Consider the following 24,419-nt stretch of genomic DNA (forward strand, 5'->3'; position numbering starts at 1 on the left):
GACCAGTACCGACCACTTGCGACCACCTGCAGGACCAGAACAGACCACTTAGTCGGCGACACAGAATTAACCGGCGCAACACACGACAGGACCAGCGACAGGATGACCCAGCGGCACCGCTACCGGGAGATCGCCCAAGCACTCCACACCGACATCGACGCAGGCATCCACAAGCCCGGCGAAGTCCTGCCATCAAGCCGCAACCTCGCAGAACAATGGGGCGTGAGCCGCGGAGTCGTCACGCAAGCTCTCGGCACGCTCGTCGACGCCGGTGTCATCATCAGCGTCCCCCGCGGAGGGTACGAAATCGCCCCCGGCTACGAAACGGCACTCCGAGCCTCCGCGACCCGCCCCCACGTCATCCTCATCGGCGGCTACGCAGGCAGCGGCAAAAGCGAACTAGGCCGCATCCTCGCCCGACTCACCCACTGGCCGATCATCGACAAAGACACCATCACCCGACCCGTCGTCGAAGCAGCCCTCGAAACCCTCGACCGGTCCTACGACGACCGCGAATCAGACGACTACGTCCGGATCATCCGTCCGCGCGAGTACGAGGCCCTCGCCAGCACCATCGACGAAAACATCGCCTGCGGCACCTCCGTCATCGCCACAGCGCCATATCTGCGCGAATTCTCGGACCCGACCTGGGCAGCCCGCACCATCGCCCACTACACAGCCCAAGGCGCCGACGTTCATGTCCTCTGGGTCCGATGCTCCCTCGACACCATGCAGCTCTACCTACGCCGCCGCGGCGCAGGCCGCGACGGATGGAAACTGTCCAACTGGAACAGCTACATCGCCGACGTCGACACCAGCTTCACACCAGTCTTCGACCACACAGTCATCGTCAACGACCCCGACTCCGAACCCCTCCAGGACCAAGCCCGCGCCTTCCTCGCATCCATCGGCGCGTCCACGTGACCCCTCGCGCACTGCTCCTCTACGGCCCGCCCGGTTCCGGCAAAGACACCATCACCGCAGCGCTCACACACCTGAACCCCGCATACCAACTCGCCGAACGCCTCAAAGCCGGCCCGGGACGCACCCACGGGTACCGGATGACCACCATCGAGACGATCGACGCCCTCACCGGCCGCGGCGACGTTCTCTGGCGCAACGACCGCTACTCGTCGACCTACGCCACCGACCGGCCTCATCTCGACAAGATGCTCGCCGACCACCAGATCCCGGTACTGCACCTCGGGCAGCCCGACGCGATCCCCGCAGTCACCACCGCAGCGCCGGACATCTCCTGGACCGTCGTCGAACTGTGGTGCCCCCGCGAGATCATGATCGAACGAGTCACCGCCCGCGGCACCGGCGACGTCGCCGAACGCATCGCCGCATACGACCAGACCCCACCACTGCACGGCCCCACGCTCAGGGTTTCGACCGCTGCTTTCGCCCCGGACGCGATCGCGCGGTGGATAGACACCCTGGTCCAAGACAACAACTCCTGACGCTCAGCGCACCGCACCCGCGCGGAGCAACCACGAGGCGCGAGATGAGCAGCCTCCAGAAGCTAGCCACGCCCTCGGATTTCGGCAGAGCATCACACCAGGCACACTGACGCCGCGAACAGGGTGAGAAGTCGTGCGCTCGAGGTAATCGGGAATACTCCGGTCCATGAATCGATCGGATCTACTCGGCGAACTCGACTTCGATGCTGCGGTCGTCAAGGAACTGGACTCCACCACTCGATTGTTGCCACCCACACCGGTCACCGCCGAACTCAAGTTTCGCAGCAACAAAGTCGCCAAGCTCATCCGAGAAGAACTCGCCCGCGGCGCACAAGCCAAGCCCGCCAGCGTCGTCCTCGCACCCAAGGTCAGGGGCTCGCGCCCACTGAACCAATGGCGCATGCAGGACCGAGTGCTCTACCGCGCGCTGGTTGAGCGGCTGCGCCTGCAACTTCCGATCGAGCTGCAGAGTCGGCGCCCTCACTCCGAGTTCGAAGCCGCACCCTACGAAAACCAAGACAACACATACATCTGCTCTACGGACATCACCGCCTACTACCAGTACATCGACCACGACGTGCTCGCGGACGAACTCACGGCGCAAACCGGCGACTATCACGCCGTGAACGCTCTGATTAACCTTCTCGAACAGGTCATGGGCACCAGAGTCGGAATCCCTCAAGTGCACGCCTCCAGCGACGTTCTCGGTGACGTGTATATCGACCCGATTCGACGGACCCTCATCCGCGAGGGATACGACACGTATGTCTATGCAGACGATTTCCGAATCGGGTGTTCGTCTCTCGGGCAAGCACGCGCGTCGCTCGAACTGTGTGCGAACTCGGCGCGTTCGTTGGGTTTGGTTCTCAACGACTCGAAGACCCGCACCTACAAACGGGAGACCTATGCGCCGACATTGAAACCGCTGAGCGCTGCCGCGACTGCACTGCTGGAGGAGATGGATCTCAACCGGGCCGCCGAGTTCCTCATGGGCGGTGAGTACGAGGATCTGGGTGAACCAACCCCTGTCGCTCCAGACTTCAGCCGATTTACCGACCCGACGCCCGGCGCGGACGACGCCGAGAGCGTCACTGCACCCGAGTTCGACGAGGAGGACAGCACTCTCGTCCTCGGAGTGTGGGAGGCATGGGCCTCGAACCCGGACCGCCACACCGATGAGTTCTTTCGACGCTTCCTCGGGCAGGCGCTACCGGGGCTGGGGCTACTGGGTGAAAATGGGCCACTCATCGCACTGCCGACACTTCTGGAGACAGCACCACATCTGACGCCACAGCTTGCGGCCTATCTCAGAAACCTTTCCGCGTCGGGCTCATTCCTCGTCGATCACGCTCAGGCGGCCGTATATTCGCAGGTGCGGTCAGATCGGCTCAGTGAGTGGCAGAAGGTGTGGCTCGCATCCGTTCTCGGATCTCCGAACGCCCTCCGACCTCAATGGAAACCGCCAGCAGCAGATCCCGCCCAGATCGTCGGATGGCTCGAAGAATGCGTGAAAGACGAATCGTCCGACGTCCTTGCTGCCGCCGCTGCCGAAGCACTCGGACACTTACGCTTGGGAAATACCGCGATTTTGAAGAAGGCCTACGGTCGCATCGCCCCGGAGCACCGCCTCTCGGTTCTCTGGGCTCTCGGGAGACTCGATTCCGAGGAGGCTTACGAAGTTGCGGACAGCAAATTCGATCGCCTAGTCCTCCCGGACCCGCAATGACCAGCACAACAGTCTCAAAGGACGCGGAAGTCTCGCGTAATCTGATCAATGACACCTTGGCAGCCCACCAGGAGTCCATCGACGCGATCACGGCGCACGGAAGCCGACCGCGGAGGCTGCCTGCAACACGGGTCGACCGCGTCCAAATTCAGCGCCAAGCCACCCTCATCCGGTTTCTGTCGATCACCGAATCGTTCTGCACCGCCCGCCTTCTCACAGAAATCGCCTCACTGATTCCGAACACTGTCTCTGATCATGCTGCAGTACAGGCAATGTGGGACGATTCGCACGATCGCGCCACCGGATCATGGAACGGCATCAGAGATGCCTACTACTCGTGGCTGGCGGTTCCCCGGAAGACATGGACTCAACTCCTCGACCTGACGAATGCGAGAAACGCCGTTGCCCACGGCCATGGCCACCTCACTTGGAAACAGCAGCGCGGCAACCGCACAGAACTCGAAGACAAGCTCAGCAAACACAAAATCACCGTCGCCGGAACACGGCTTGTACTGACCGAGGAGACGATCGCACACGTCGCTCAGTTCTGCCGCGGCTTCATCCTCGAACTCGACACCATTCTGAAGGACAAGAAAGCCGCGCTGGCTGTTGCTGCGGCGACTACGTGATCGCCGCGCCGGTGTCGGGTGAGGCTGGCCAGAATTCGATCCGGAACTGTTGGATGAAGGACGCGGGGTCGTCGCTTTGTTCGTCGCGTGGCGGCGCCCCGTACGGGTACGCGCGCCCGGCCGCAACGCTGCCCCGCGAGTAGCAGCGAAGCATGTAGTGCCCAGCGGGCAGGCCGAGGTCTTGCAGGGCGGGGTCGACGAGGAAGCCGGGTTCGGTGAGCGAAACCATGAGGTAGGGCGGGGCGTGGAACGTCACCGGTCGCTGTTCGACGCGGTCCCACTGCTCCTGGTTGTCGACGGGCAACGCTGTCTCGCTGGTGACGACTCGGACACCGGCATAGACATCGTTGGCGAGGGCTTTGATCGTCACGAAGTCGTCGACACCGCCAATGAGTGAGGGTGATCGATCACCCTTGTAATCGACTGGCGCTCCGCAGATCCAGATCGCCGAGTACCAGACCATCATGCGTCCGTAGACTTCGGCCATCGCGCTTCCTCCTGCACTGTCGGTGCGGTGCGCTTCTCGGCGATCAGATCACACGGTTGGCGGATCGTCGAGAGAACAAGGAAGCACCGATCATCGTCCAGCCTGCGACAGCGAATACCGATGCCGGAGTGTCGAACACGTACTGAATTATTCGGACGTCGTCGGCGGGTGCCCACGTGCAGGAGGAGCCGACGACCGGCAGCCAGAGCCTGGTCGCCTTCGCTAACGGTTCGGTGGTCCCACTTGCCGACATGTCGTTGAGCGCTCTGACGATGCACAATTCGGCCGAGGTGTAGCCGATCCCGAGGACGCTGAAGGCACCGTATGCGCCCGCAAGTAGGACGATGCCCAGGCCGAATAGGACCCAGCTGCGTACCGCTCCCCCACTTTTCGTCATACAGGCACCATAGACCGGCTCACCGCTGGACCCGTGAGCGTTCGCGGATCGCTACGGGCCGAGGTCTCAGCGACCGGCCATCGAGTGCGCCAGCAGCGCCAATCCTGCGACCGCGAGAATCACCGCTCCCGAAGGAGCGTTATGACGGAAACACGTGCTCTCGTTCCGGATACTTCAACGAGCGGTTCGCCGCGCCACGCCATTATCGACACTGCCACTAGTTCGTCGCTTCACAGACGACGTCACGATGCGGCGGCGACTGCCTGAGTAGAGCGCAGCGCGCGGCGTTCGCGACGCGTTTTTCCGCCCCAGATTCCGTATTCTTCGTGGTTCTCGAGCGCGAAGTCGAGGCATTCGGCGGAGACGGGGCAGCGAGCGCACACTCTTTTGGCTAGGGCGGAGCCTCCGCGGCCTTGTTTGTCGGGGAAGAACTCGTCGGGATCCGATTGTGCGCAAAGCGCTGACGAGCGCCACGCCTCGTCGTCGCTGTCCTCGGCGGCGTCGACGCGGCCGAGGGTCGGGTAAATCAGTCGCGCGAGTGTCGATTCAGCGTCCATGGTGTCCTCCCCTGTTCCCGACGAGTTCGGGTGGCTGTTGTTGTGCCACTTCGACTATATGGGTCTCGGGAGCGCATGGTTCGTTCTTGGGGACGTGTGGCGTGTGGGACTTTCGGTTGTGCCGCCGTACTTTTCGTGCATTTGCTTGGGCTAAGTTGGCGATTCCTTGAGTATTCCTTGCATGTCAGCTGCCAAGTACGGGGTGTCGAGCATCTCCGCGATAGCCAATCGCTGCGAGACGTAACGGTTGTCCGAGGCCATCGCAATGAGCATCCCGCGGATCGGTACGTCCTCTTGGTGGTACAGGTCCTCGATCACCCCGAGCAGGTATTCGTGGGCGTTGAACTCGATGCCGTCGGACACCAGGTAGTTGATGACCTCGGACAATCCGGGGATTCCGTAGCGCAGGACGAGGGTTTCGGCTGCGATACCCATCGGAACCAGATCGTGGAATCGCAGTGTTTCGGCCACGACACCAAAGTCGGTGTCTCCGGTGGCATGTTCTCGAAACCATCGGATTCCCGTCGACGTCGACTCCCAATCCCCCTGTCGGAGCGCCGTCATCGCCTCGTCGCGCGAATCCGATGCCGCCATTAGAGAGGGCGGACGTCGACGGCCTGCGGTCCTTTGGCGCCGTCACCGATCGCGAACTCGACGTGTTCGCCGTCCTCGAGGCTTTTGTAACCGGACACCGCGATCTGCGAGTAGTGCACGAACACGTCCGCGCCGCCACCTTCTGGGGTGATGAACCCGAATCCCTTTTCGCTGTTGAACCATTTCACTGTGCCTTTGAGCATGTCCGTATCCTCCTGGGCGGTTCGTCGCCGAGGGTGTTTCCTCGTCGCCGGGCTCTGAGTTTGCCATCCGTTTCGATCGTGTCCCGAGAAACGGGGGGGCTTGTAGGTAATTTTCCGGACATGGCCTCGTCACCGGGTCGAAGGTGCAGTGCCGCAGTGCGTTAAGGATGGTTGGGACTGGTGTTGGTTCCCTCGTAGTGTTTCCTCGATATTGCTCGCTTTACACGTGCGGCGAGCGATCTTGCCGCTGGACGTCCTCGAAATCGACCCTGCAGGGACGTGCCGGGCGCCTCGGGCCGTGACATCGTGACGGGAGAAGTCACTGCACGCACTGGCGGATCGGGTTTGCGGGCCCCGGGAGCGTGCTCGGCCACGATGGCCAGGCGCTCCGAGTATTGGTCGGCGTCGAACTTCGGACCCGAGTGCGTAGTGGAGAACATGACGGAGGGCAGCTGGTTGGCCGGTACAGCGAACGCAGCGATGACGACACGGCGTCGGCTGCGGATGCGAAGGGCGGTGCCTGCGAATGGCCCGTCGCTGGCACCGGCCCGGTGGTTCAGTTAGCGGCCGTTTGCGGCCTGGTATTCCTTCCAGACGTCGACAGCGGTGTCGTGTGAGACCCGCATGTCGTCGGCGACGACGCCGTCGGCGTAGCCGTGGAATTCACCCCTGTCCTCGGTGACGGCCATCGGCCACGCCTGGTACAGGTATCCGGCGACGTTCTCCGACGGGACAAGGAGAATGTCGCCGTCCTCGATTTCGTCACGGACCTGGGTGGCGTCGTAGCCGCCGCCGGTGGAGTCGAACACCCACACGTTGCGGGTGGTCTCTTTGCTGTCGAACTTGGTTACGCCGTCGATTTCCAGACCGCTCATCTGTTGTTCACTCTCGTCGCGTGGGGAGTGGCGCCGGATCTCGCGGCACCAGTGGCTGTTTCCGTTCCGAAACGGTCAGGGCTTGTACCAGTTCTTGTCGTCCGGGCCGACCTCTTCGGTGAGGATGTGCTTGGGGAAATCACCGCTGTCGTAGCTGTAGAGGTCGAGGCGATCGATCCCCCGTTCGGCAGCGAGCTGGTCGACGAGTTCCTCCGACGTCATTCCGCGGGCGCCCGGGCTCGCTGTTCCTTCGGCGATCAGTACCTCGATCAACTTCTCGGGCATGAGGTTCTCGGCCTTGTACGTGTATCCGGCAATGTCGCGTTGGTCCATGAATGGTTCTCCTGGGAAGGTGGCGGCGGAAGCGATCGCTCCGCCTGACTTCTGATCACACTATCGGTTTTCGTGATCCTCCGGTCAGCTTCGTGCGCAACATGATTCACCGCGTGCGCCGAAGGTGGCAGCGATCTGTGGAGCGGTCAGAACAGATGCGTTTCGAGGTAGTCCGCGGTTCCCGGGCATGCGCCGATCGCATCGTCACTGCACACGAGGATCGGGTCTTTCCACTGTTCACGGGCACGTTTGTTCATGTGGCCCCACATGGTGGTGCTGCGGATGTCGATCGGCTCATCGGTCTCGACGAACCAGGAGATGCCGTAGCCGGTGAGTTCGGCGAGGAGGGTGAGTTGCTCGAAGGTCGGGTACCGGGTTCCGGCTTCCCATTCGTCGACTGCGGGTTCTTCGGCGCCGCAGGCGATGTCGACGTCTGGACCTTCGTGCCCACCGGAGTCGAGGGCTGCGGTGATCCGCCAGGGTGCGACGAGTCCGAGTTCCCAGCCTCGGCGGGCGACTTCCGTCGCTTTCTCACGGTTTTTGTGTTCTTGGCGTCGACGGTAGGCGCGGGCTTGTCGGCGTCGACGCTGTTCGTTCTCTGTGAGGCGGTGACCGGCTCGTCCCCAGAACTGTTGGTGGGCAGCTGTTTCACTGCCCGAGTTTCCGGGTGCGGTCATGCGACGGGCGCGACCATACTCAGCGCGGGCCGCACGTTGGTATCGGCATTGGGCCGGGTTGCGGCGTTGCGTGCGCGGGCGATGTCGCGGCGTTCGACCGGGGTCTTACCGCCCCACACACCGAACCGTTCGTGAGTGGATAGCGCGAATTCGAGGCATTCGGTTGCGACGGGGCACTGGCCGCAGATTCGCTTGGCGTTCTTCGCTTGCGTTTTCGCTCGAACGTCCGGGAAGAATGTCTCCGAATCGGCTTGACTGCAGAGGCTTTCGTGTCGCCAACTCTGGTCGAAGAATTGTCGTTCGACGGGACCGAGGATGGAGCTGATCAGGTCCACACGTTCGATCATTGCGGTCATCGGTGTTCTCCCCTGCCTTCCCGTGCTCGATCCGGGAAACTCGAATGCTGCTCTCTCCCATCGACTATAAGCCGTTTCGGGATGTTTGTGTCACGCCTTCCGGCGGTGGCCGGGAGACAACTACGGCCCGCTGGTGAGGCGGGCCGTAGTTGGTCAATACTTCTGTCAGGCTGCGTATTTCCCGTGCACGGATCACTGTCAGGAGTAGGTGGCGAAGATCTGTTCGGCGTCGACGATGGCGTGCGGGTACCACCCCGTCCAGGAACCGTGTTTGTCGCCGCCGACGAGAAGGATCGCGGTGCGATCAGCGGCGAACGCGAACAGGATTCGCATCGTCGACGACGCCGGACGCAGCTCTTTGAGGTTCTTGATGCAGGACCCTTTCACGTGGTCGCACGTGGGTCGACCCAACGACGGGCCATGCTCTTCGAGGCGGTCGATCGCGGCGGCGACGAGCGCGTGGTCGGCCGCACCCAACGAGGACAGCCACTCGGCGATCGGCGCCGTGTCGACGACCCACCGCATCAGCGGCCCGCCCGCTGGTGCCGCCTACCCCCTGACCTCACGGGCATTCCTACAGGCAGCTGCCGTCCGTGCAGGAGCGGTGCACACTGTGCGCGAGCTCGAGGACCGGGGTCATTGCCGCCGCGTCGACGGTCCAGGCGGGATTGCCGCCGTCGAGCGGAAGCGCACCTGCACCGCGGTGCGCGAGGGTGGACGCGTAGTAGCGGGAGACGAATTGTCCACGCTCACCGAACTTCGACGGATCCTGATCGAGGTCGTAGAACTCGATGATCGGATCGTCGCCCTCATGAACGATGGCGTCCCCGACGCCGTATCCGTCGTTGCGATTCACGGTGCGCACAGTGAATCGTTTGCCGTCCGCGTTGGTGATGACCGTGTTCTCTGACATGTTCGCCGCCCCTTTTTGTCCGATTTCGCCGCCTCGTCGCGAGACGACCATGTGTGTCATGTCGTTCGGTGTTCGCTACTTTTCGTGTCGGTCCCCCCGTAGTGCCGTTTCTCGCCACCCACACGTAATTGATTGATGCTTTACGGTGCCCGGCCTGGCGATGCATATAGCTGGAATGGGTGACCGCCAGGCCGGACTGTGCCCCTCTCCGTACTGGATTGGAGAGTTTCACTTCATCTACCGCGCTACCGGGGGATAGTGCGTTCGGCAGATGCGTGTCGCGCAATTTCTCGCGCGGCACCTCAGACGGTAGCTGATTGTTTGACCGTTTTCTCCACCATCTGACATTCGGCTATTCGGAGCGGGAAATCCACCGCGGTTCGGTGTCGAGTTCGAGTGTTGTTCCGGCCATATGATGGCGCGGGGCGACGACGATAGCGCCGTGCAGCACAGACCGCGTGAGGGCGATGTCGGCGGGCGCGCAGGCACGTGGTGATCGCACCGATCCTCGCAGCAGCCAGCCCTCCCCGCTGGTACTCAGGAACCGGTAGTGCATGCCGTCGGCCGCTGTTCCGCCGAGTTCGTCGCCAGCAAAGGACTCTAGAGCGCTTGTGTCGATGTTTTCGCTGCTCAAGTACCGTAGGCAGCTTCCCAGGTAGCCGGGGACATGGCCGCTGGATGTGGCGGCGTACAGGTTGAGTGCGATCTGTCCGGTGGAGGTGCGGATGGCGATGGTGTCCGCGTGGCCGTCGTGCACCACCACCGACAGTGCGGACCCTGCCGGGTATGGAATTGTCAGCGCTCCGAAGCTCACCAGCTGCACCGGTCTGCGGAGTGTTTCTTGGTCGATGGTGATCATTGCCTTTGTCATTCAGGAAACGCGTAACGAGAGGTCGGTTTGGTTGCTATTCGGATGCTTGAACGGCCGATCCATGGAGGTAATTTGTTGCGCATTCTCTCCCCTTATCAGGCCCCGTCTGCGGCGAATCTACCCACGTTATCACCGGTTTTTCCCAGGTGGTCGTGTATAGTTTCGCGTCTAGAGGAATGGGTTGATTTCTTTTTCTTCCCTGAACCTTTTCCTGCATAAACTGCGGGAGGTCCACCCCTAGAGAGGAGCATCGTGGCTACTGTCACCACCACGGCTGTCGTCGACGATTTCGATCGTTCACCAAATGCGACAACCATCCAGTTTTCGGTCGGAAAGTCGTTCTACGAGATAGATTTGAACGCGGAACACACCGACGAGCTTTACGAAGCATTGCGGCCGTACATCAACAAGGCTCGCAGGATGAAAGCGCCGAAAGCCGACAAACGGACCGAGCACAACAAGATCCGTGACTGGGCGAAGAAGGAAGGGCTCGAAGTCAGTGACCGGGGCCGGTTGTCCGCGGAACTGATCCAGCAGTACCACGCAGCACATTCCTGACCTTCTCGGAAAAAAGAGCGGATGCGAGCCAGTCGAAGTGGCTCGCATCCGCTTTTTCGTACCCCCGAAGGGGACGTTTAGGGCCTGTCTGGCCGCTGGTGGGGACGGCCAGCGAACCGGCCCAGGACACGCTCGACCGCCTCTTCGCTGCCGTCGGGCATATTCACGAGGTAGGTATGGCCCGGCAGAGTGCTGACGCACGGGACGGGGCGGCGAGTGTTCCGTTCACGCCACCGCGCGGCTTCTGCTCGCACGAACAGGAGCGTCTCCTTCGGAGTGCGCTTCGCCGCCGAAGGCGTCGGACCTTCGAGCCCGACGAAGTTCGTTGCGGCCGGATCCGCGACACTGATCGCGCCTGCTCCACTCATGTCTCTACCCCTCAGTGAGTTCGAATGTAGTTGGCGGGCAACTTCACTCGCCGAAACTTTCACTACCGTAGCCGATTTTCCGGCGCCGTGGTCACATGCCGTCGCATGTCTCCGCGCACACGAACGCGGCCCCACCGACAATCAGGTGAGGCCGCGTTTCGGCAGCGAAAGTGTTCGCTCGATCAGCGCCGAGGCGCCGACATCTGCGTTGCCCGGCGGAACTCCGCCACCGCGAACCACGCATGCTCACTGCTGTCGTCCTCGACGGCGCGCAACGCGTCAGCGGTGAGTACACCGAGCCACTGCTCGAGGTACCCGGCACGGTCGGAGTCGTTGTTCCACAACGCACCTGACGCGCGCCCCAACGCGGACAGGTACTGATCGCCGCTCATCACCATCGTCCGCATCGCCATCTGCCGGATCTCGCTCGCGAGGTCGATGTCCTCGATCCGGACGACGTCACGGCGACTACGGGCGGTCGGCGCCAGCAGCTTCGACTCTGCGATGCTCTCGATCTCCGACGGCGGCTGGGTCACCACCTCGATACCCGGCAACGCGACACCCTTGTCTGTGGTCAGCACGTAGGCGAGCTTGCCGAGATCGTGGGCGGTCGCATCGAACGCGGCCAGCTTCGCTGCCGGGTTCACGTATCCGCACCACTGCCGGTAGAAGGTGTCGTCGACGACCTCCGACAACAGCACGGTGTCGGTGGGCAACGCACTTTCCCGAGCCAGGTACGACACACCGTGCGCTGTCGCCAGCACGTAGGTGGTTGCCGTCTCGGACTCGAACACACCCATCGCGGACGCGGTCACCGAGTTGCTCGACAGCTGCTGCAGGCGCAGCAACGCCAACCGAGTGTGAGCCCCGGCGATCTGCTTGCGCAGCAACGTCAGGAACGCCACACCTGATGCGGCAGCGGCGATCTGCTCGGCGCCGGTCGGCGCAGGCGGGGTGTGCCCGCTGCTCGACGGCACAGCGTCGTCGAGGCGGTGACGGCCTTCGCCGAGCGGCTGACGCTGCGCGGCCGGAGCGGAACCGGAACCGCCACCGGGAGCGTTCGTTGCCGGTGCGTTGGCGGCGCCAGCTGCGGGCGGTGCGGCCATGACGGGACCACCCGAACCGTACGGCGCCATTGGCGCGGCAGCAGCCGGAGCGGCAGCCGCAGCGGTAGCGGGGGCACCGCCGGTGGGGGCTGACGCGGCCGGAGCTGCGGACTCACGAGTGCCGACCTCCGCTGCGGATGTTTCCGTGCGGATCGCGTCGATGTGCTGCGGCCCCTGCAAGCCCAACGTGTCGGCGCTGACAGCGCCGTCCGGGCCGGTCGAGACGAAGCCGACCGAGGTGTTCATCGCACCCCGTGCTGCGTCGGTGACACCGTTGACGCCATTCTGAGCTGCGTCGGCTGCGCCGGAGATCGCAGAGTTCACATCGGTCTGCAGACGGGTGATCGGGTCCACCGGAGTAGCTGCTTCGGAGGTCGGGTGAGCGGGGATCGAGCCGTCTTCCGGAGCTTCCGGTGCCGGTTCGGCAGCAGCGTCCTCTGCACCCTTGTCGCCGTCGGCTGGAGCGTCCTCGCCGTCGGCTTTGGCGTCTCCGTCCGCGGGGGCGTCGGCAGCCGCGTCGCCGGACTCGCCACCGGCATCCGCGTCCGCGTCGGCATCGGCGCCGGTTCCTTCAGGATCGGCGAGGACCGCTTCCACTGCTTCGGTGAGAGCCGCCTCCACGTCCTCCTGCGAATTCGCGCTACTGAGTTCTGTCTTCAATCCGTCCGCAGCGTCGGCAGCACCAGCGAGGCCGCTCTGCTGCAGAAGACCGTTGACCGCCGACTGTCCGGCCGCACCGACCTGATTCGCCAGACCGCCTTGCCCGGCGATGTTGCCGAGCGCGCTCTGTCCACCAGCAGCAGCACCAGCCTGACCCTGCGGGTTCAGGAACCCTGCTGCCGCGCTGCCGACCATCTGACCGATCTGATTGAGCGGGGATGGCTGAGCACCCACCATGCCGGGCATGCCGTTCATCCCGAAACCGCCCATCCCGGCCATGCCGCCCATCCCGGTCATGCCGTATCCCCCGAGACCGGCTGCCATCGCTTGCTGCGCGGCCATCGCCTGCTGCATCGCCATCGCCTGCTGCTGCGCCATCGCCTGCTGCTGGGGTGTTCCCGCCATTCCACCGGCCCCGGCCCCGGCACCGGCGCCCTGGCCAGTGATGCCGGACAGCACCCCTGACGTGAAGTCCACTGCAGCGGTACCCGCGGCCTGACCCATCGCTTGCGCGTTCGTCGTGTCAGCACCCGGAACCTCAACGGTCCCTTCAGCGATCGCCGGACCACCACCAGCGCCACTGGTGGCGCCCAACGCTGTCACCACACCTTCGTAGGCGCCGCTGAACCCCGCCTGGATGTTCGCGATCGCGCTCTGCGCCTGCGCCACCAAACTCGACTTCGCCGCCTCCAACTCCAACGGCGTCCACCCCTCGACAGCGGCCTGCGCCGTCGTCGCCGCGAGCTGGGTGTGGAACTGGTCGTCGGTCGCGTTCATCGCGGCCTTCGCTTCTTCGATGTTGATCGCCGCGGCGTCGAGGTGCGACGCAGCCTCGGCATGACGATCACCAGAGGTGTTCAGAGCATTCGATTCTTCACCGAGCTTGTCCTGCAAGGCATTACCGGCATTGCCGCGCAGAGAATCCGCAGTACCTGCACCAGCAGTGGACACGGCATCAGCGCCCGACGCTGCGGACTCTGCCAGCTTGCGCTGATTTTCGGCGTCGGCACGGAACTTGTCCTCATCCTTGCTGATCCACGCACTACCGAGGATCAGAGCGGATTCCGGATTCGCATTGGGTTGGATGGCCACGGTCAGACCCTCTCGGTCGGTGCCGCATCGCCGCGGCGTCGTGCATTGCTGTTCATCGTCTTTAGCGCCAGTTCATCGGCGAGGCCGGGGCGACCTGCGGCGCGACAGGTGGAGCGACCGGCGGCGCAGCGGAGGACGCAGGCCCGAAGTCGAGCCGATTCGGATCATCGACACCGACCCCGTCGGCTTCGTCCATGAGGTTGTTCACCGTCTCCATCACGGACGTCTCGAACTGCTCGCTCGTGACATCTCCAAGCTGCGAGATCACCAGCATCGGTCCGCTACCGAACCACATTCCTCGTATTCCACCGCTGCTGTCACTCATCGCGCTTTCCTCCCCATTTCGCCGTATCAGTATCCGACATAACTTCCGTGCCTTCTCGCTGCATAAAACTCGTCCAATCCGGTGCCGTCTGGACTGATGCTATATCGATCCATCATGTAATTGATCGCTGCGCCAGCGGACGCTTCAGGGTCGTAAATGTTGTTACTCGTCCCCGCCGCGTGATGCGCGGCGAACGTCGTCGGAATCGTCTGCCATGGACCACGCGACGACTGTGCTGGCGAGCCGTCTACCTGCGTCGCACCAACAGCATTCGAATCCCAGTTGTTGACCGCGTCTGCATCGTTACTGGACTCCGATTCCGCCATGTACAGCAGAATGTCCTTCCATTTCGCACGCGCCGCCGGATCTTCGACGCCCGTTTTGTCGAGCGCCGAATCGACATACTTCGACATCTCTTCAGTCGTCTGGACACCGTGAGTTTTGTTGTACTCAACTTGACCCACATCGATCGGTTCAGGACTGGTCGAACCGTTCCATTTCTTACCCGCCTCGGCGCCCACTTCCGCACCACCTGACGCGCCACTGTCACCGGAATCGATCAACGCTGCGAGATCATTCGGATCGACCAGAATCGTTCCCGCAGGAAGCCCAGCCGTCACACCCGCCGACGCCGCATTCATCGTCTGCTGCATGATCGCCTGCTGCATCATCGACTGCTGCGCCTTCATCGACTGCTGCTGCTGTTGCTGCGCCGCCGCGGCCATCATCTGCTGCTGCTGAGCTGCCACCGCCTGCTGTTGCTGCTGGGCAGCCATCAACTGCGACTGCTGCGAGGGCTGCGCACTCATCTGCGTAGGTGAGAGTGTCGCCGTCGACGACCGCGACGACGCCGGAGACGCCCCGGTCGGCGCAGCACCGACCGCAGCACCGGACTCCTCGTCCGCATTCGTCAAACCCTGTGCAGCAGAAGCACCGTCGGTAGCAGTGTCAGCAGCGCGGTCACTGTCTTCCGCCGTCCGATCAGACAACGCCCGCAGCAGATCGGCGACTTTCGGGTCATCGCTCTGCGGTTCGTCCGACTTCGCGTCATTCGCGACTTCCTCGACCTGCCCGCGACCGCGGTCCAGCGCCGCGGTCGCTTCAGCTTCGTCGACGACAATTTCAGCCATGGGTCACTACTTCCGTTAGTCGCCGACCGGAACGGACGGCTCGGCTGGCGTGGATCCTTGGGTGGTGTCGGAGGTCTGGATCGACGCATGCGGCAACGGCATGCTCTCGCTCGGCTGCGGTTCCGCAGCCGGAGCACCAGCGGGCGCTGGAGCGTCAGCAGGGGCCGGAGCAGGAGCCGCAGCGTCAACCGCGGGAGCCGGAGCACCCGGCGCCGGAGCCGGACCATCTACCGCCTGAGCATTCGGAGCCGGAGCTGCCGCATCCTCGAGACGGAAAATGCCCTGACCGTCGTCACTGAAATGCGCGATGTCGCCGATCGGGCGCACCTCACCGCCACTGAGAACCCTCTCGTCACCGAGATACAGCCCATTGTGGTTGCCCTCACCCATGATCAAGTCACCAGGACGCAGATCCGCGGTCGGAACGATACTGCCGATCGGATCCCCCACCGGAGGCAACGTGTAACCCGCCTGCGTCGCAGCTTCCTGGATCGTCGGCGCCGACGTCCCGTCACTCGGGTTCAAGATCTCCGCCATCTTCGCGCTACGCGAATCCTCGAATTCCACGATCTTCCCACCGATTTCGGCGGTCTTCTTCTCCGGAACGTCACTCTTCGTGTCGTCCGCGGCGGGATCCATCGAATGCAACGCTTCCTCCGCCGGAGTCGCCGCGCCGCCTGCCGCAGCCGGTGCCGCCGGGGGCGCGTCATTCGTTGCGGGAGCTACCGGTTCGGCGACTTCACCGTCCTTCTTCTCCGCCTCGGCTGCACCGTCCTTGCCCTTCTTGTCCTTCTCGGCATTCGCCAACTTGTCAGCGACAGTGCTGTCCGCCTTCGCTTCCTTGGCGCCGCCCATCAGATCACGCAGCTTCGATTCCAGCTTCGACTTGTCGAGCTTCGACTCTGCGGGCTGCTGCAACGCCGACCCCAACCCATTCGCCGCATTCGCGAGCGGATTCTGCATCTGCGAAGCAAACGGGTTCGAATTCCCCAACTGAGCGAACGGGTTCGAATTCCCCATCTGACCCAAAGGGTTCGAGTTCCCCAACTGACTCAACGGGTTCGTCGGCGTCGTCGGATTTGCCGCAGCGCCGGGCTGAACACCAAGACCCTTCAGCGCGTCCAGGACGTCCTGCTTCGACTTTCCACTGTCCGCGCCGGACTTGGATTCGGACGGCGTGATCGGGGTGCTCGAGGTCGAGGGGCTGATCTTGCTGGGGGACGACGACTGTCCACCCGCGCCAGCCTGCGGGAGAACCCCGGCCCCAGACTTCCTATCGGCATTCGTTCCTGGCAGGCTGGGCACCAGGGGTGTCGTTGATGCACTGACCGGCGGAGTCCACCCGGCGAACGTCTTCCCCGCTTCCTGCAGATACGAGTCCTGCTGCGTCGCGAATGCCTCGACCTTGCCCGCGAGCTGCCCCATGTTGCTCGCTTCCACATCCGCAGTCCACGGGAACAAACCGGCACCGGAGTTCGAAATCTCCTCACGGGCAGAGCTGTTCGCATCACGCAAATCCATGTAGAGCTTGTTGGTGTCGTTCGCGGTCGTGGCAACGAGATTCGACATCATCGGCAAAATGACCGACCCGAATTCCTCGAGCGAATCGAGAGTCTGCTTCATCGCGACCGAAGCCTTCGCAACCACCTGCTCGTCGCGGTACTTACGCAGGATGCCGTCAAGCTCTTCCCGCAGCCCAGTCGAGGTCGCGGTGAGTTCCTCGAGGATCGCAGTGCTCGCCTCGAACGTCGGGGTGTTCGCGATCGCCGGGGCGGTCGGATGCCACACCTTCGCCGGGTCGAACTTGAACGCCGCATCGTTGAACGCCACCATCTCGGCGTCCTTGGTGTCGATGACCGAGTCCCGGTCACCGTCGTGCGTCAACGGCAGGAACTGGGTACGCGGAGGCTCGGGAGGCGCATCCAGCGCCGGAGAGTTGTTGGTCCCGAACAACTTCCCGATCATGTTGTTCACGAACCGGCGCATACTGCTGTCGAACAACCACGACGCAGCCAAAACCGCCAAGCCGACAGCCCAGCCCGGGCCGGGAATCGCGAACGCGGCGAACCGCAGTCCGATCCGCGCCGCCATCGCGGCAGCCTTCGGCCCGACACGAGGACCGACAGTCCGCAGCGCCCCCTGCGCCAAGTTCACCACCGTGCGCCCACCGGGCAGTTTCGACGCCAAACCCGTTGTCGCCTTGGTAGCGACGTTCGAACCGAACTTGCTGAACACACTGCGCGCACCGGCCGTGCCGTCCTTGACCTTGCCCAGCATCGACACCTTCGAGGTGCCGTTCGCGGCCTGCACCGCCGCAACGCGCGTGCGGACAGCTTCCGGCGCATTGTTGAGCCGGATCTTGTCCTTGACACTGGCCTTCAGCGGCCCAGTGACATTCGTGGACACCTTCGGCGCCAACGCAGTGGTTCCGAGCGCCACCGCACCCCACCGACCCCAGTCGGACGCATCACCAAAGGGAGGAGCCGCTTCCGGAACGACGGACGGTGACGCCTGAATCTGGCTGACAGGGTTCGCAAGAGCGGACTGCGGCAGCCCGGCATCCGGACTGATCGCATCGAGCAGACCTCCATTGCCCGACGTCGAAGACGGGTTGAGCGCATCAGCGATGGACGTGGTCATGTGAACCTCCCTTTCTGGTTGTCGATGATCGGGTCGAGGGTTTTGACGTCGTCGCCGTAGACGTCAGGATCGGCATTCTTGATCTGCGGCTGATCTTTCGGATCTCTAGGTGGCCCACCGGGATTACCGCCCATAGGCCCCATCGGAGCCATCGGCATTCCACCCGCACGGGCAGCCGGTGCTGCAGTCGACGGAGACGCCTGCGACGCTGCCGCGGCAGCACGCGCAGCCTGCGACTCGGACACCCCGGTCGGCGACGATGCATTCGACCAGGACGTCGGTTGCACCAATCGCGGCGCGGCAATAGCACTGGAACCGCCAGACAACCCACCACCGGATGCGCCAGCTCCACCACTGGAACCCAAGGACGACGACGGAGCACTCGAACTGCTTCCCGCCCGGTCAGGCCGGATTCGGTCGAGCAAGCTGTTGAACTCCCGGTCGGACATCGTGCTCGCCTGACCTGCACTGGTCACTGTCCCGGGAAGGGTGTAGCCCGGCACGACCTGCGGACCGAACCGGCCGGTAATTCCCGGCTGGTTCATCATCCCCGCCTGCGGATACATCATCGGGGCCACGCCAGCGCCAGCAGCCGCGACTGGAGTGCCCGAGGCCAGTACGTCCTCCACCGACGCGCGACCGGAGCCGCCTCCTGCACTCTCAGATGAGGAATCCGATCCCCGGCTCGACACACCACCAGCTGACGATGGACTGCTCGTGCCTGAACCACGTCCTGAGCTTGCACCGGCACCTGAACCACCGACAGATGCCCCGGAGCCGGATCCAGGTGTCGAAATGCCCGAGCCGCTACGCCGGTCCGGTCCGCCCGGGATGATGGCGCTGTTGATCTGCTCGCCAAGGCGCCCCTGCGCTTCGAGGAAAACCCGGACAGCGTCCCGGCGACGTTGGGAGAGTTCGGTGTAGCGCTGGTTTGCGGCCTCAACAGCCGCCAGGTTCGACACGTCGAGGACGGTGGGCAGCATCGTGACCGGGCTGGACACACTTGGGCTCGCCGCCTGCAGGGCTTGAAGCTCTTGCAGAGCCGCCTCGACCTCGGCGAGGGTCGGGGCGGTGGAGACGAAGGTCGATTCGGTCGCCTTGTGTTCTTCCGCCACGGCTTCGAGTTGACTGAGCACGGCACTGAACTCGTCCAATTTGCTGCTCAGCGCTTGCTTCTGTTCGTTCAACGCTTCACCGAACGCGCCGGTGACGCCTTCGGTGTTCACGGCTGCAACGACGGATGCTTCGTTGTCGATCTCTTCGGCGAACTGGCCGAAAGGCCCGCTCATGACTGCCGCAGCCGCTGTTGGAGGTCTTGATGCCAGTCTTCGAACGCGCCGCGGATGATGACGTTGATGTAGATCGCGAGTTCGACGTTCGGGTCGCGCTCTGCCGTCCGCGGCATATTGCGGTAGTAATCGAGCACAGATTCGTGGATCTCGAACTTCGTCAATCGGTTTTGCTGAACGACAGCCAGAACAGATGGATGCTCCGGGTTGTCTCCGGCTACGCCCATTGCTTCTAGATAGGCCTCGTGGATCCGCGTTTCGGACCTTCTCACGCTGGCGGCAGTGTCGACCATCGTTTGTAGAGACTCGTGCATTTCTCTCACATCCTTTTGATGACGGAAGGCGTCATTTCTGAGATCTTCACCTTGTCGCCGGACTGAGGTGCTTCGAGGACTTTTCCGTCGCCGAGGTACACCTGAACGTGGCCGGGACCACCGCCGCCGCTGAAGCTGGAATTGGGGAACACGAAGTCGCCGGGTTTCGCCTCGGCGAGGGAGACTTCCGTACCTGCCGCGTACTGGGCCTGCGATGTGCGAGGGACTTCCACCCCGGTGTCTTGGTAGTGCACGTACCGGGAGAGACCCGAGCAGTCGAAGCCGACCTTGTTGTAGTCGCCATTCGCGTCGGCGGCACCGCCACCGTCGGAGATGCCCTGGCTCGGGCCTTCCAGCGTTCCGCCGCCCCATGCGTAAGGCAGGTCGGCAGCGACCACCGATTTCGCTATCTCTGCGACGCTGCCACCGCCAGCGTTGAGCGAGATCTCCTCGGACGAAGAGACGTCGCCGCCTCTGTCGGCCAGCGCTTCGGCGAGCTTGACCTGCTGTTCAGGACTCAATGCGACCTTGCCTGCCATCGAGGTAGGAGCCTTGGCCTGAGTTGCCGCCTGCGCCAACGGCGCCACCATGTTCGCGGCGTTCATCAGGTTCGAGACGGGACTCGACACCGGGTTCATCATCTGACTCGGCATCGGCTGACTCATCGGCTGCAACCCCGACATCTGCGCGAGCGCAGCCGGGGTGACCTGGACACTCGGCTGGACCCTGGCACCTGCACCGCCAGCAACGCCAGCGCCGGACGTTCCAGCAGCACCGCCGACGGGGACGGCACCGGCCGCACCGGAACCTTCGGCGTCGCTCACTTCCATCGTTCGAGCGGCACCGGCACCTTTGTCGAGTGTTCCCTCTGCTTTGTCTTTCTCTTCCTGTGTCGCGCCGCTCAGCTTGTCGAGAGCTTCAGCGACCCGGGGATCATCGGCATTGACGTCACCGCGTTCGCCGCCGAGCGCGTCATTCAACGCCGTTTTCGCGTGTGCGACTGTGTCGCCCACTGCACCGGCGTCGAAGCTGATTTCCGTCACCGAGGCGTACCTCCGCTATCGACTGCACCGACCTCGGAGACCGTCTGCGCTTGTTCGAACTGGCCTTCGGCAATTCGACCGTTGATTGCGTTGCCGATCTGTTCGAGCTTGTCCGAACTGTCTACAAGATTGCTGCCTGCCTCAGTGGCCGCTTTCTTGAAGAAATCCACGGTCGCCTTACTGGCGGGCATGACGTCTCCGTCAAGGCGCGCATCTGCCTCGAAGGCTTCTGCGGCTTCGACGAATCTTTTCTTCATCTCTACGACGCGAGTGGCGACCCCCAATAGTTCGCCTGCTGCCGCGCCTGCAACGTCATCATCGAGCTGGATAGATTGCTCAGGACTGCTCATAACTTCAACTCCGTTTCGTCAGTACCGTTGGCCCAGGGTATCCCAGCGAGGAGGTTCACCGCTGACCCAATTGTGACGAGCAAACCGCCCACGGGGAGGAGGTTCACGGTTCCAATCCCTACCCCTCCGGAGAACGGGATTTCGAACAGTTTTCGTCCGCCGACCCCGGTGAGAAAACCCAGCTCTACCGCGTTGTTTACAAAGGTCAGCGAGGTGACCGACAAAATCAGTCCGACCACCAATGCGCCAAGACATGTGTAAAAGATTCGCTTTACCGCCACAGTTACCTCCCTCTTGTCGGCGTTATTTATCAACTGCGCATTCTATCGATTCTGTTCGGAAGTTTCTCACCCATATTTGGCACCGCGAGGGCTTCGATTGGGGTGGAATTTATGTGACCATTTCTGCATATACTCACTGCGAACTGATACACGCTTGTTTGGGAACCTGAGGGGAAACGATTCATGAGAACCAACTATTCGCGCACGATCGTCGCCGCAGCGGCTGCTGTCGCGATCATCGGAGCTGGCGCGTCTCCGGCCTTCGCTTCGCCGGAGAATCCGCAGGCGCCTGGGACCACCAATCCACAGACACCGGGGGGCGGGGAGACCACAAGCCCGCAGGCACCTGGCACGACGAACCCGCAGGCACCCGGCGGGGAATCCGTTCCGACGAACCCGTCCGGTGAGGGCGGGGAGACCGCCAATCCGCAGGCGCCCGGGACGACGAACCCGCAGGCGCCCGGCGAGACCACGAACCCGCAGGTCCCCGGCAATGGTGGAGAGACCACGAACCCGCAGGTCCCCGGCAACGGCGGCGAGACCACCAATCCGCAGGTCCCCGGCGGGGAAACCGTTCCGACGAACCCGTCCGGAGAGGGCGGCAACACGGGAGGGAACACCGGCGGTAATACAGGTGGAAACACCGGTGGCAACACCAGCGGTAATACGGGTGGCGGCACCGGCGGTAATGCAGGCGGCGGCAACACCGGTGGCAACGGCGGCGGCACCACGGGTGGTAACGCTGGCGCCAACACCGGCGGCAACGCTGGCGGCGGCACCACCGAGCCCGCAGCTCCGACCGGACCGGCACCCATCACGACCATCGTGGTCAACAACGTGCCGTCGGTGCCCGTCGTCGTCGCAGCCGACGCACCCTGGACGCCTCCGCATGTGGAGTGGACTGCCCCTCAGGACACCGTGGTGGTTCCCGTCTACCCGCCCGCTCCGCCTGTCCTGCCGGTGATCCCGCTGCCGCAGATCGAGCTTCCGCGGATCGAACTCCCGCAGATCGATCTGCCGGTCGTTCCACTGCCCACGATCCCTAATGTGATCGTGATCGATCTGCCGGTTCTTCCCGCCTGACGACACTGATCAACTAGGTGCGGGCATCCGCCAGAGACCCGTTCTCACGGCGGGTGCCCGCACCCCTTTTTATGGAGGAAATCGGTGAAGCAACCGGTCAACACATGGCTCGACGAAAACGATTCTGTCGCAATGCCATCGAGGTGGTCCGACCCTGAGGTGCAGAAGAAACTGCGGATCGGCGGAGCGGGTATAGCCGCGGCGGCGTTAGTGGTGGGCCTGGCCTTCGGTGTCGTGTCGATCTTCAGCGGCGATTCCGACAAGCCGGGCGCCGATGGTGGTAGCCCCGCAGGCGCACTCAGTCCCCAAACGCCAGGCACGATCGACACCTCGAGCAGCAGTTCGATTCTCGGGTGCAAAGAGATTCGATCGGCCGAACAGAGCGAAAGCTCCGGCAAGGGGGACACAGAATCCGCCGAAGGTGCGATATTCGCTTACGAGCACGCCTTTTTCAATGCCCGTGACGCCCGCCAGATGGCCGAGTTGTCTGTCCCCTCCCCGTCAGTGGCCACCGAGGAGCAGCTCGCCAACAGCATCCTGTCGATGCCGGTGGACACCCCGTGGTGCGTAAACATCACCCCCACAGGTGAAGCCGACAAGTTCGCAGTCGCCGTCCGCTTCGTCGAAGCCGACGGTGCGACCGTCACCACGTGGAGCCAAACCATGACCGTTCCGAAAACGCCTGAGGGGCAGTGGAAGATCACGGCAGTTCAGGCCCAGTGAGCGCGAACCACCGCACTGCCAGCCAGATCAACGACACCGACACTGCTGCCGGTGCCGAGTACAAGGCTGCGATGGCACGGACTGCCCTGTGTGAAATCCACATCGGGCATTTCTCGCGGGTGATCGCACTGATCGAGCACGCTCGAACACTCAGTGCCCTGGACGATCTGGAATCCTTGTATCCCCTCGCCTTCGCGACGGTGACAACGATCGACCCGACGTCCCTCACCCATGACAGTGCACTGCGTGTCGCTCGTGCCGTCGTCGACGAGATGGGTTTGGCTGTGCACGAGCTTGACTGGAAACACCGAAAACCGGCCCCCACGACCGCGGACGACGAACTGTTGAGGAAGAGTCGAGCGGTTGTCGACGAGGACCGCGCGCTCGAAGACCTCGCCACGGTTCACAGCCAACTCCACCTCTTCGAGACGGCACTGACCGGCTTCGACTGGTCCTCATCTTTCCTGCAATCACCCCCATTCTCGCGAAGCACCGAAGGAGACACACAGTGAATATCGTTGACGGAATTGGCTTTCAGCGCGAGTTCGACGAATCGCCGACACTCGTGAACTACCGCAAAGTCCACGGCGGTCGAGTCTCACAGATCCGCGGATACATCCCGCAGCTGTCAGTCACCAACGACGACCTCATCACTGTGTACGACTTCGGGACCATCACCATCGACGGCGGAATACTCCACGCCTACGGCAAAGGCACCGTCTATGCCAGTGGCACCGCGAAGGTCTACGCCCACGACGAAGTCCGAGTGCTCGCATTCGACGACGCAGAAGTTCGCGCATACCAACAAGCCTCCGTCATCTGCAACAACAAGTCCTCAGCGGTCGGCTTCGAACGCAGCCACCTCACCCTGAACGACAGATCCTTCGGCGAGCTTCGCGACATCTCCGTCGGCTCGTTCCACAACTTCAGCCAGGGAACCATTTTCGACTCCGCCCGAGCGAACGCGTACGACGCGACGATCGTCGAGATCTACGGGGACCACGCCAGCCTCCGAGCACGAGGCCGGTCCGCCGTCGGAGTTCACGGCACCCCCGCCCTGTGGCTCGGCGGCTCCGCAATCGCACACGTCGAAGAATCGACCAAAAGTCAGTTCATCATCATCTCCGAAAAGGCGAGCATCACCCAAGAACCTCTGAACAATCCGTCGAAGACAGAGCTGAAGGTGTCTGACACCCCCACCCTCGGATATCAGAAGGGCGGCTCGCCCGCCGAAGACCACGCCACCGTTCAGGCCGCGGCACCACTGCCCGCAGCCCAGACGAACCCCGCACCTGCCACTGAAGCAGTACCCGAACCTGCAGTACCCGCTCAGGCGCCGGTATGGGTCGAACCGGAAAATACCGCCACCCCCACCC

The 24,419-nt window shown here is 63.2% G+C and carries 29 protein-coding genes and 2 pseudogenes; 9 read left to right on the top strand and 22 right to left on the bottom strand.

Annotated elements, in window-relative coordinates; all coding sequences use genetic code 11:
- The first annotated feature begins 102 nt into the window (after positions 1–102).
- From J1M87_RS25540 to J1M87_RS25555, 4 genes are all read left to right on the top strand, one after another.
- On the top strand, positions 103–924 hold the full coding sequence (locus J1M87_RS25540; protein WP_206492520.1) for a GntR family transcriptional regulator: 822 nt from the start codon (positions 103–105) through the stop codon (positions 922–924).
- Positions 921–1,463 carry a kinase gene (locus tag J1M87_RS25545; RefSeq protein ID WP_206492521.1) on the top strand — a complete coding sequence of 181 codons (543 nt, stop codon included), beginning with the start codon at positions 921–923 and terminating at the stop codon, positions 1,461–1,463. Before J1M87_RS25540 ends, J1M87_RS25545 begins: the two co-directional genes overlap by 4 nt.
- 166 nt (positions 1,464–1,629) lie before the next feature.
- A complete protein-coding gene (locus J1M87_RS25550) occupies positions 1,630–3,189 on the top strand; it encodes an RNA-directed DNA polymerase (protein ID WP_206492522.1) in 1,560 nt (519 codons plus the stop codon).
- Entirely contained in the window at positions 3,186–3,818 is a 633-nt protein-coding gene (locus tag J1M87_RS25555; RefSeq protein WP_206492523.1) for a hypothetical protein, read from the top strand. Before J1M87_RS25550 ends, J1M87_RS25555 begins: the two co-directional genes overlap by 4 nt.
- On the opposite strand, the gene J1M87_RS25560 is transcribed toward J1M87_RS25555, so the two are convergent.
- The 13 genes and pseudogenes from J1M87_RS25560 to J1M87_RS25615 form a co-directional block, all read right to left on the bottom strand.
- Positions 3,811–4,305 carry a hypothetical protein gene (locus J1M87_RS25560; RefSeq protein WP_206492524.1) on the bottom strand — a complete coding sequence of 165 codons (495 nt, stop codon included), beginning with the start codon at positions 4,303–4,305 and terminating at the stop codon, positions 3,811–3,813. The two genes, J1M87_RS25555 and J1M87_RS25560, sit on opposite strands and share 8 nt — an antisense overlap.
- Before the next feature lie 43 nt (positions 4,306–4,348).
- The gene (locus J1M87_RS25565) at positions 4,349–4,702 is read right to left on the bottom strand and encodes a hypothetical protein (protein ID WP_206492525.1); all 354 of its coding nucleotides are present in this window, start codon (positions 4,700–4,702) and stop codon (positions 4,349–4,351) included.
- A 242-nt stretch (positions 4,703–4,944) separates the two neighbouring features.
- Positions 4,945–5,259: a WhiB family transcriptional regulator gene (locus J1M87_RS25570; protein ID WP_206492526.1), complete on the bottom strand. Its 315-nt coding sequence runs from the start codon at positions 5,257–5,259 to the stop codon at positions 4,945–4,947.
- Positions 5,260–5,409: 150 nt separating this feature from the next.
- The gene (locus J1M87_RS25575) at positions 5,410–5,730 is read right to left on the bottom strand and encodes a hypothetical protein (RefSeq protein ID WP_206492527.1); all 321 of its coding nucleotides are present in this window, start codon (positions 5,728–5,730) and stop codon (positions 5,410–5,412) included.
- A 122-nt stretch (positions 5,731–5,852) separates the two neighbouring features.
- Positions 5,853–6,056 carry a cold-shock protein gene (locus J1M87_RS25580; RefSeq protein ID WP_206492528.1) on the bottom strand — a complete coding sequence of 68 codons (204 nt, stop codon included), beginning with the start codon at positions 6,054–6,056 and terminating at the stop codon, positions 5,853–5,855.
- A gap of 129 nt (positions 6,057–6,185) precedes the next feature.
- Positions 6,186–6,538 (bottom strand): annotated as a pseudogene (locus J1M87_RS28895) (hypothetical protein); the annotation flags it as partial.
- 78 nt (positions 6,539–6,616) lie between these two features.
- Complete coding sequence (locus J1M87_RS25585; protein WP_206492529.1) at positions 6,617–6,931, bottom strand: hypothetical protein; 315 nt, start codon at positions 6,929–6,931, stop codon at positions 6,617–6,619.
- 75 nt (positions 6,932–7,006) lie between these two features.
- Entirely contained in the window at positions 7,007–7,264 is a 258-nt protein-coding gene (locus J1M87_RS25590) for a hypothetical protein (protein ID WP_206492530.1), read from the bottom strand.
- A gap of 146 nt (positions 7,265–7,410) precedes the next feature.
- Entirely contained in the window at positions 7,411–7,941 is a 531-nt protein-coding gene (locus J1M87_RS25595) for a hypothetical protein (RefSeq protein WP_206492531.1), read from the bottom strand.
- Entirely contained in the window at positions 7,938–8,297 is a 360-nt protein-coding gene (locus tag J1M87_RS25600; RefSeq protein ID WP_206492532.1) for a WhiB family transcriptional regulator, read from the bottom strand. Before J1M87_RS25600 ends, J1M87_RS25595 begins: the two co-directional genes overlap by 4 nt.
- Before the next feature lie 198 nt (positions 8,298–8,495).
- Complete coding sequence (locus J1M87_RS25605; protein WP_206492533.1) at positions 8,496–8,822, bottom strand: type II toxin-antitoxin system RelE/ParE family toxin; 327 nt, start codon at positions 8,820–8,822, stop codon at positions 8,496–8,498.
- A 49-nt stretch (positions 8,823–8,871) separates the two neighbouring features.
- Positions 8,872–9,210, bottom strand: coding sequence for a hypothetical protein (locus J1M87_RS25610; RefSeq protein ID WP_206492534.1), 339 nt, complete (start codon positions 9,208–9,210; stop codon positions 8,872–8,874).
- 352 nt (positions 9,211–9,562) lie between these two features.
- A complete protein-coding gene (locus tag J1M87_RS25615; RefSeq protein ID WP_206492535.1) occupies positions 9,563–10,069 on the bottom strand; it encodes a DUF3710 domain-containing protein in 507 nt (168 codons plus the stop codon).
- 264 nt (positions 10,070–10,333) lie between these two features.
- On the opposite strand from J1M87_RS25615, the gene J1M87_RS25620 reads away from it, so the two are divergent.
- Entirely contained in the window at positions 10,334–10,639 is a 306-nt protein-coding gene (locus J1M87_RS25620) for an Lsr2 family protein (RefSeq protein WP_157920678.1), read from the top strand.
- Positions 10,640–11,189: 550 nt separating this feature from the next.
- Here J1M87_RS25620 and J1M87_RS25625 read toward each other — a convergent pair.
- The 9 genes from J1M87_RS25625 to J1M87_RS25665 form a co-directional block, all read right to left on the bottom strand.
- A complete protein-coding gene (locus J1M87_RS25625; protein ID WP_206492536.1) occupies positions 11,190–13,865 on the bottom strand; it encodes a hypothetical protein in 2,676 nt (891 codons plus the stop codon).
- 61 nt (positions 13,866–13,926) lie between these two features.
- Positions 13,927–14,190 carry a hypothetical protein gene (locus tag J1M87_RS25630; protein WP_206492537.1) on the bottom strand — a complete coding sequence of 88 codons (264 nt, stop codon included), beginning with the start codon at positions 14,188–14,190 and terminating at the stop codon, positions 13,927–13,929.
- A 26-nt stretch (positions 14,191–14,216) separates the two neighbouring features.
- Entirely contained in the window at positions 14,217–15,320 is a 1,104-nt protein-coding gene (locus J1M87_RS25635; protein ID WP_206492538.1) for a transglycosylase SLT domain-containing protein, read from the bottom strand.
- 15 nt (positions 15,321–15,335) lie between these two features.
- Positions 15,336–17,960 (bottom strand): hypothetical protein, encoded by a 2,625-nt coding sequence (locus J1M87_RS25640; RefSeq protein WP_206492539.1) that lies wholly within the window; start codon positions 17,958–17,960, stop codon positions 15,336–15,338.
- Positions 17,957–19,249, bottom strand: coding sequence for a hypothetical protein (locus J1M87_RS25645; protein ID WP_206492540.1), 1,293 nt, complete (start codon positions 19,247–19,249; stop codon positions 17,957–17,959). Before J1M87_RS25645 ends, J1M87_RS25640 begins: the two co-directional genes overlap by 4 nt.
- Positions 19,246–19,542, bottom strand: a complete 297-nt coding sequence (locus J1M87_RS25650; RefSeq protein ID WP_206492541.1) for a hypothetical protein — start codon at positions 19,540–19,542, stop codon at positions 19,246–19,248. Before J1M87_RS25650 ends, J1M87_RS25645 begins: the two co-directional genes overlap by 4 nt.
- A gap of 26 nt (positions 19,543–19,568) precedes the next feature.
- A complete protein-coding gene (locus tag J1M87_RS29345) occupies positions 19,569–20,606 on the bottom strand; it encodes a C40 family peptidase (protein ID WP_307830925.1) in 1,038 nt (345 codons plus the stop codon).
- Positions 20,603–20,956, bottom strand: coding sequence for a hypothetical protein (locus J1M87_RS25660; RefSeq protein ID WP_097388437.1), 354 nt, complete (start codon positions 20,954–20,956; stop codon positions 20,603–20,605). The genes J1M87_RS29345 and J1M87_RS25660 overlap by 4 nt, the downstream gene beginning before the upstream one ends.
- Positions 20,953–21,270, bottom strand: coding sequence for a hypothetical protein (locus tag J1M87_RS25665; protein ID WP_206492542.1), 318 nt, complete (start codon positions 21,268–21,270; stop codon positions 20,953–20,955). The genes J1M87_RS25660 and J1M87_RS25665 overlap by 4 nt, the downstream gene beginning before the upstream one ends.
- 150 nt (positions 21,271–21,420) lie before the next feature.
- Here J1M87_RS25665 and J1M87_RS25670 point away from each other — a divergent pair, with 150 nt between their 5' ends.
- From J1M87_RS25670 to J1M87_RS25685, 4 genes and pseudogenes are all read left to right on the top strand, one after another.
- Positions 21,421–22,320: a hypothetical protein gene (locus J1M87_RS25670; RefSeq protein WP_097388435.1), complete on the top strand. Its 900-nt coding sequence runs from the start codon at positions 21,421–21,423 to the stop codon at positions 22,318–22,320.
- A gap of 132 nt (positions 22,321–22,452) precedes the next feature.
- Positions 22,453–23,043 (top strand): hypothetical protein, encoded by a 591-nt coding sequence (locus tag J1M87_RS25675; protein ID WP_206492543.1) that lies wholly within the window; start codon positions 22,453–22,455, stop codon positions 23,041–23,043.
- The gene (locus tag J1M87_RS25680; protein ID WP_157920674.1) at positions 23,040–23,555 is read left to right on the top strand and encodes a hypothetical protein; all 516 of its coding nucleotides are present in this window, start codon (positions 23,040–23,042) and stop codon (positions 23,553–23,555) included. The genes J1M87_RS25675 and J1M87_RS25680 overlap by 4 nt, the downstream gene beginning before the upstream one ends.
- Positions 23,552–24,419, top strand: a pseudogene (locus J1M87_RS25685) (hypothetical protein); the annotation flags it as partial. The gene J1M87_RS25680 and the pseudogene J1M87_RS25685, both read left to right, overlap by 4 nt.

Source organism: Rhodococcus sp. KRD162 (assembly GCF_017168335.1).
GTDB lineage: Bacteria > Actinomycetota > Actinomycetes > Mycobacteriales > Mycobacteriaceae > Rhodococcoides.